Source organism: Neorhizobium petrolearium, from assembly GCF_017873175.1.
In the GTDB taxonomy this organism is placed as follows: domain Bacteria; phylum Pseudomonadota; class Alphaproteobacteria; order Rhizobiales; family Rhizobiaceae; genus Neorhizobium; species Neorhizobium petrolearium.
Window position 1 is genome coordinate 80,219 of the sequence record NZ_JAGGJW010000021.1, and the last position, 7,413, is coordinate 87,631.

The 7,413-nt window shown below is 57.9% G+C and carries 7 protein-coding genes; 6 read left to right on the plus strand and 1 reads right to left on the minus strand.

The genetic code is table 11. The features are described from left to right. Positions 1–83 precede the first annotated feature (83 nt). On the plus strand, positions 84–956 hold the full coding sequence (locus tag J2046_RS30025; protein WP_210058093.1) for an AraC family transcriptional regulator: 873 nt from the start codon (positions 84–86) through the stop codon (positions 954–956). Between the two features lie 634 nt (positions 957–1,590). On the opposite strand, the gene J2046_RS30030 is transcribed toward J2046_RS30025, so the two are convergent. Then, complete coding sequence (locus J2046_RS30030; RefSeq protein ID WP_210058094.1) at positions 1,591–3,264, minus strand: winged helix-turn-helix domain-containing tetratricopeptide repeat protein; 1,674 nt, start codon at positions 3,262–3,264, stop codon at positions 1,591–1,593. 462 nt (positions 3,265–3,726) lie between these two features. On the opposite strand from J2046_RS30030, the gene proV reads away from it, so the two are divergent. The 5 genes from proV to J2046_RS30055 all read left to right on the plus strand — a co-directional run. After that, positions 3,727–4,959 carry a glycine betaine/L-proline ABC transporter ATP-binding protein ProV gene (proV, locus tag J2046_RS30035; RefSeq protein ID WP_210058095.1) on the plus strand — a complete coding sequence of 411 codons (1,233 nt, stop codon included), beginning with the start codon at positions 3,727–3,729 and terminating at the stop codon, positions 4,957–4,959. Between the two features lie 24 nt (positions 4,960–4,983). Then, positions 4,984–5,865 (plus strand): ABC transporter permease, encoded by an 882-nt coding sequence (locus J2046_RS30040; protein ID WP_210058096.1) that lies wholly within the window; start codon positions 4,984–4,986, stop codon positions 5,863–5,865. 64 nt (positions 5,866–5,929) lie between these two features. Further along, complete coding sequence (locus tag J2046_RS30045; RefSeq protein WP_210058097.1) at positions 5,930–6,805, plus strand: glycine betaine ABC transporter substrate-binding protein; 876 nt, start codon at positions 5,930–5,932, stop codon at positions 6,803–6,805. A gap of 66 nt (positions 6,806–6,871) precedes the next feature. Further along, a complete protein-coding gene (locus J2046_RS30050) occupies positions 6,872–7,171 on the plus strand; it encodes a helix-turn-helix domain-containing protein (protein WP_210058099.1) in 300 nt (99 codons plus the stop codon). A gap of 13 nt (positions 7,172–7,184) precedes the next feature. Continuing rightward, positions 7,185–7,413: hypothetical protein (locus J2046_RS30055; protein WP_210058101.1), on the plus strand; the 229-nt coding region annotated here is incomplete at its 3' end.

A 7,413-nucleotide genomic window follows, 5' to 3' on the forward strand; every position in this document is an offset into this window, starting at 1 on the left:
CCCGCTCACCCATTCCTCTTTGAAGCTTGCCTATTTCTGCTTCCCGCTTGCGGGGGAGATCTCGACCTGTCACGGTCGCGTCCATGGAAAAGCAACTTCAGCAACTTCGCTTGCTGGCCTCGAATGCGGAAAATCGCAGGACGGAAACGGGAATCCCGCGCATCGCGATGGTCCAGGGTGAAATTCCCGAGCATCGACTTTCGGCCGTCTACGAACCGATGATCAACCTGATCTTGACCGGCTCGAAGACGATGACGGTCGGTGAGCGGACCTTCGCCTACGACCCGGCCACCTACTTCGTCATGTCGGTCGATCTGCCTGCGGTCGGCTTAGTGCATCCCTCGGCGGCCGGACAACCATATCTGGCCGTCAGCCTGACGCTTCACCCGCCGACGGTCGCCGCACTGATCAGCGATCTGCCAGTCCAGGTCTGCAGCAAGCTGTTCGGCTCCGGCTTCTCGATTGCGCCAGTCAGCGAGGAATTCCTTGACGCCTGGGTGCGCATGCTTCGGCTCATGGAGCGGCCAGATGAGATCGCCGTGCTTGCGCCGGCATATGAGCGGGAAATCCTGTTCCGGGTGCTGCAGGGTCCGCTGGGCTGGATGCTGCGGGATATCGCGGCACCCGACGCGGCGCTCTCTCGGATCGCAGTTGCGATCCACTGGATCCGAGAAAACTTCGCCAAGCCTCTAAGGGTCGAGGCGCTTGCCGAGATGGCGGCGCTTAGCGTGTCGGCCTTTCATCGTCATTTCAAGGCAGTGACAGCACTCAGCCCGATCCAGTACCAGAAGCAGGTTCGTCTGCTGCACGCCCGTACGCTTCTGATGGCTGGAGAAGGAACGGCAACGTCCGTCGCCTTCGGCGTTGGCTATGAAAGCCCGAACCAGTTCAGCAGGGAATATGCCCGGAAATTCGGGCTACCACCCTCTAAGGATGTCGTGCGCCTTCGGGGCTAGGCCGTGTGACGGGTGCCTGGACGGGGGCTTTCCTCCAACGACCGCTTCGGGCCAAGAGGCGTCTGCCGCTCAGCGCCAATTGCGGTCATCGAATATCGCATGCGTTATTTGGCCTACCAGGCGATTTCTCCATTAAAGTTGCTCCCCCTCATTAGGGAGTGATCAGGACCGTATATTCCGATCAGAATGATATGCGGATCGCTCAGCCGCTCAAGCTGCCGTCTTGCCGCCTCTCCTTGGCGATGCGATACGCACTTGCCCAGGGTGACTTGGTTGCCTTTTGAGGTGTCTCTATTCGGGGGAGCTCGGATGATGAGGCGGTATGTCGGCCCAATCCCTCGCACTGAAGTGAGCGGTAGGATCATCTGCGGGCTCGCAAGCCAACAGGCGTTCAAGTATAAGTCTACTGCGTGCCTTGACGTTCGTCCAAATGGCAACGACCCTCGATTGCCCGGCTTTGGTGGGCAACCCAAGGGACCAGATATTTCGGAATTGCGCAGCGATGGTCATCTCAGTTCTCCTCTCGCCCAAGGCCATCATGGCTCGACAGGGAGAATGTGGATGAGGCGAGCCATTTGTGTCCCAAAACGGAGACCAAAATCTTGCAAAAACAACCGATCAGGATCGGCAATGGTCAATCCGGCAACCCGGCCTTGCGTACGCCTCCGATCATTATTTCGTAGCGATCTGCATACCGGGGTCGATGTCTTTCGAGATCCTTGACCCGCATGTCCGGTGCCTTGGCGCGAAGTTTAGCAATTGTCGCGTGCGCTTGCTCAACGTGACCAAGGTGGGCGTAGGCAGACGCCAGCGTCCAGTAGGCCCCGAGCCAATCGTTGTTCACGGCAAGGCTGCGGGAAGCCCAATCAACCGCCTGCTCGAATTCGCCTTTGAACAGATGCGCGATGCCGACCCCCACCAGAATTTCGTAATTCTCCAACGCGCCGGGAGCAATTTGCAGGGCGCGCAGGAACGTGTCCTTCCCTATGTCGATGTCGCCTGCCATCACGTTTAGGAAGGCAAAGAGGGATAGCACGGTTGGATTGTTGGGGTTGGCCTTTTGGGCGTCCGTGAGCATGGCGAGGCTGCGCCGATGGTCGTGCCCGACATTCGTGAACACTAGAGCGCAGATGGCTACCAACTGCGGGTCCTCGTAGCCAATTTCGAGCGCCATTTCCGCAAGCTGGAGACAGCGATGCCGCTCAGCTTCGTTTAATCCTGATCCGAACGTTTCGTGACGTTCATAAGCCCAGGCTGCATGGGCAAGTCCTGTGGCGAATCCAGGGTCCAATTGAACCGCCTGTTCCAAAAGTCTTACTGCTTCGTTGCGAACACTCTCAGCCGTACCCCGAAAATGCGGTAAGGCTCGAAGATAGAGATCATAGGCATCGAGGCTATCTGGACGTTTCCGGCGCGCCCGTTCGATCTCCGCCTTCCGCACTTCCGGCTCAACCAGACCGACGACAGCGTCGGTGATGCGATCTTGGAAGTCGAAGAGACTCGATATGTCACCATCGAAGCGCTCCACCCACAGGTGCGTATCGGTATCTACGTCGATAAGCTGGACAGCGACCCTGAGCCGATCGTCGTGGCGACGGACGCTACCCTGGAGAATGTAGCGAACACCCAGCGCATCTGCGATACTGCGGACTGGCGCGCTTCGATCCTTGAAAGCGAACGACGAATTCCGACCGACCACCGCGAACGTCTTGAATCGAGAAAGAGCGACGATAACGTCCTCGACCATACCTTCAGCAAAATACTGGTACTCGGCATCGCGCGATAAGTCCTCGAACGGTAGGACGGCGATTGATGGCCGCACCGCCTGATGTGGCGTTTCAGTTGCATGGGAATGCGGCAGCCGATAGCCAAAGCGAGGGACCGTCGCGATCCACTCAAGCCCGTTCGGTGCCTTTCCCAGCGCCTTGCGCAGAGCGGCAATCTGAACGGAAAGATTTGCTTCCTCAACGATCTGCCCCGGCCATGCACGGGCCATCAGCAAGTCCTTGCTGACTGATTGCCCGTCTGCACTCAAGAGGGTGTCAAGCAGTGCAAAGCTCCGTTGGCCAAGTCCTACCAACTCGCCGTCCCGCCGCAACACTCCGGCGGCGCGATCGACGACAAATGGACCGAATGTATCTCTCAGCTGAGCCATAGGATCAAAAATATCAGCAAGGAGTCGAGGCGGCAACAGAGCCCGCGACGGCTGCTTTGGGCCGACTGCGGACGACGATGTCCATTTTGTCTCGGGTAGGAAAAAGCGCAAAAGACGCTTGACCTTGACCCGCCGATTACAGAAGCCGGCCATGGTGAGCCGATCATGGCGGCTTGGAATTGCTTTACGCGAGGCCCCAGCAAAGTCCTCAATTTTTGAGCGGCGACCGTCTGCTCATGGACGATATTTGCAGCGCTCATTGCACGACGAGTTGCACAATCGAAATGCTTTTCTTTCAATCACTTAAAATGGCCGTTCGGAGAATTCGGTTTTTTGTATGGACATCTGAGATTCATCACCTTAAAAAAGCGCTCGTCTTCGCCGCGGGAATGCACTGGGCCCTCCAGATTTGAGCATTCCTTAATCTTCGACCATATCTCTCCTTTGGAATTATTCCGAAAACAGGAGGGAGATATTCGAAAAACAGATGATGGCGCATGTGTCGCTGTCGAAGAATCCACCGAATACTCGTCTTGCGGAGCCCTATATTCTCCGGATGTCGAGCCTTAACTTAAGGAGAGCGCCTCCGCTGTTGAGCCGGGGCTTACATTCAAAATGGCTTTTGCAACTGAAAATGACGCGTCGGCTGAGCCGGCTTCGACCAAGATCAGTATCAAGAATGTTTATAAGGTTTTTGGTGAGCGGCCTGAAAAGGCGCTCGACCTGCTGAAGCGGGGCAAAAGCAAATCCGAAATCCTGGCTGAGACGGGGTGCTCGATCGGCGTCAACGATGCCAGTTTCGAGATCAAGGCCGGCGAGATCTTCGTCATCATGGGCCTTTCCGGCTCCGGAAAATCCACACTTTTACGCTTGCTTAACCGGTTGATTGAGCCGACATCCGGCAAAATTGAAATCGATGGCCGGGATATCACCCGCATGTCGCGCCGCGAATTGATCGAATTGCGCCGGCGCGACATCAGCATGGTTTTCCAGTCGTTTGCGCTGCTGCCGAACCGCAATGTTCTCAATAACGCCGCCTTTGGCCTCGAGGTCGCCGGTGTCGGCGAAGCCGAACGGAGAAAAAAGGCGCTTGCAGCGCTGAAGGCTGTCGGCCTTGACGGTTACAGCGAAAGCCGGCCGGATCAGCTCTCCGGCGGCATGAAGCAGCGCGTCGGATTGGCGCGGGCGCTTGCAAGCGAACCGACGATCCTTTTGATGGACGAGGCTTTTTCCGCCCTCGATCCCCTGATCCGCACGGAAATGCAAGATGAGCTGGTCCGCCTCCAGGCAGAACACAGCCGCACGATCGTTTTCGTCAGCCACGACCTCGACGAGGCGATGCGCATCGGTGATCGCATCTGCATCATGCAAAACGGCGATGTCGTTCAAGTCGGCACGCCAGACGAGATCGTTCTCAACCCGGCAAACGATTACGTCCGCTCGTTTTTCCGCAATGTCGACGTTTCGCGGGTGTTCAGAGCGGGAGATATCGCCCGCAAAACGCAAGTCACGCTCATCGAGCGCCAGGGCGTCTCTGCGGCGGCGGCATTGGAGCGGATGAAGAATTTCGACCGGGAATTCGCAATCATCATCGGTCGGGACAAAACCTACCACGGCATCGTAAGCCAGGCATCGCTCGTCGAGAAGATCCGTTTAAAAGCTGCCGATCCTTATCGGAGCGCCTTTCTTTCCGACGTCGAGCCTATCGCTGCCAGCGAACCGTTGTCGAATGTCCTTGGCCGGGTTGCCGGCAGTTCCTGGCCCGTGCCCGTGGTCGATGACGAAAACCGCTATGTCGGTTCCATCAGCAAGTCGGCGCTTCTCGAAACGCTCGACCGCGCAAGCTGACCTTTAGAAAAAACGGACAGACAGATGACTTTCGATATCGGCGACGGCGTCGACAGCGCCGTCAATTACATCCTCGACAACTTTGGTCCCCTGCTCGATTTCATTGCGGCGGCGATCGGTCTGGTGACGAACGGCATACAGGATGCCCTTCTGGCTACTCCCATGCCGGTTGGACTTGCTATTTTCGTCATCCTTTCGCTGTGGCGCATCGGATTGGGTTTTGCCGTTTTCACCGGCCTGTCGCTTTGGCTGGCGGAGCACATGCAGCTCTGGTCGGCGATGATGGAAACGCTGTCGCTTGTGATTGCCTCAACCCTGGTTGCGATGCTCGTCGGCCTGCCCTTGGGCATTGCCATGGCGCGCAGCGATCGGGTCGCAACCGTGGTAAGGCCGGTGCTCGACCTGATGCAGACCATGCCAGCCTTCGTCTATCTTATTCCGGCGGCGATGTTTTTCGGCCTTGGCGCGGTGCCCGGCACGATCGCCACGGTCATCTTTTCCATGCCGCCGGTCGTCCGGCTGACCAATCTCGGCATCCGGCAGGTGCACGTCGAATTCATTGAAGCCGGCAACGCGTTCGGCTGCACGGCGTCCCAGCTTCTGTTCAAGGTGCAGTTGCCGAACGCCATGCCCTCGATCATGGCCGGCATCAACCAGACGATCATGCTGTCGCTGTCGATGGTGGTCATCGCCTCGATGATCGGCGCTGGCGGCATCGGCAATACGGTTTTGACCGGTATCCAGCGGCTCGACGTCGGCACCGGCTTCGAGGGCGGCATCGCCGTCGTCATTCTGGCCGTGATCCTCGACCGGATCACGCAGAGCCTCGGAAGAGAGGGCGCCGGCATCTGGCGTGTGCTTTTCCAGAAACCAGCACGACAGGAGGCAGCAGAAGCTGCCACCTGATCTCCGTGCTGAACCATGGCGGCCCACATGCCGCCGCATGCGAACCTTCAAAAAAGGAGCAGATATGTTCAAGACACTCGTTACAATGAGCCTCGCGGCCGTTTTGTTCGGCAGCGCGACCACGGCGACGATGGCGCAGGATGCCAAGCCGGTCAAAATCGGCTGGGCGGCATGGTCGGATGCGGAATTCGTCACCAAGCTTGCGGCAAAGCTCATCAAGGACGAGCTTGGTCAGGAGGTCGAACTCGTCCAGACGGACGTCGCCCCCCTTTATCAGGGCGTCAGCCGCGGGGACCTCGATGCCATGATGATGGCTTGGCTGCCGCAGACCCACGCCGATTATTTCGCCAAGGTCAAGGACAAGATCGAAACGCTTGGCACCGTCTATGACGGCGCAAAGCTTGGCTGGGTCGTCCCGAAATACATTCCGGAAGATGCGATCGGCTCGATCGAGGACCTGAAGAAGGCTGACGTCCAGGAGAAGCTGAAGGGGCGTATCGAGGGCATCGATCCCGGTGCCGGACTGACCCGCCTTTCCGAAAAGGCGATCAAGGATTACGGCCTGGACGACTATAAGCTGCAGATTTCCAGCGAGGCGGGAATGCTGACCACGGTCGATCGCGCCATGCGTTCGGAAGGATGGTTCGTGGCAACATCCTGGAGCCCTCACTGGATGTTCGGCAAATACGAGCTGCGCTACATCGACGACCCGAAGAAGTCGCTCGGTGAAGCGGAGCATGTCGACGTTCTGGCGCGCAAGGGCTTCAAGGAGGACAACCCGAAAGTCGCCGACTTCCTGTCACGCATGAAGCTGCCGCTCCCTGATCTCGAAAGCGCGATGTTCAACGCCCAGGAGACCTCCTACGACAAGGCGGTCGAGAAATACATCACGGACCATCCGGATCAGGTCAAGGTCTGGCTGGGCAAGGACGAAGGCTAAGCCATTCACGGGGCTTCGCGGCGAAAGCGTTTGCGAAGCCCGCTTCACATTTAGGGAAGTTTGACAATGTACGATGGACAGATCGTTTCGGCATTTGCCACGGACGATACAATCGGCGGGCGAATCTCGCTCGCGCGCGACGCACTGAACATGTCGATCGAAGACGCATCCCGGATTGTCGGGGTCACATCAGAAACCTGGCAGAACTGGGAAAATGACCGGTCAGACCCAAGAGCCAACCTCCTCGACAGGATCGCTGGAGCCCTAAAGGTGAGTCTCGCATGGTTGCTCAGCGGAAGGGGAACAGGCCCAGTTTGGGAAGACTTGAGCTTCGACGAAGCCGGTGAGAGATACCTGCTGCACTGAGCTGCAGACTCAAATGGGGCATCAGTCATCATTGTTTTCTTTTCAGGTGATGCGTTTTATGCACCTGCAAAAGCTCGCTGAAAGGGCGCGTCTTGAACATGGGCGGCGCGGCCGTGATCCCTACGCGTTTTTCACGGCGCTGATTGCCCGTAAGCGGTCAGCCGATGGCGTGGGACTTGAAGTTCCAGGGCATGAGCGCCTCGATTTCAGATACGGGCCAGCCTTGAGCGATGCGGTTCAAG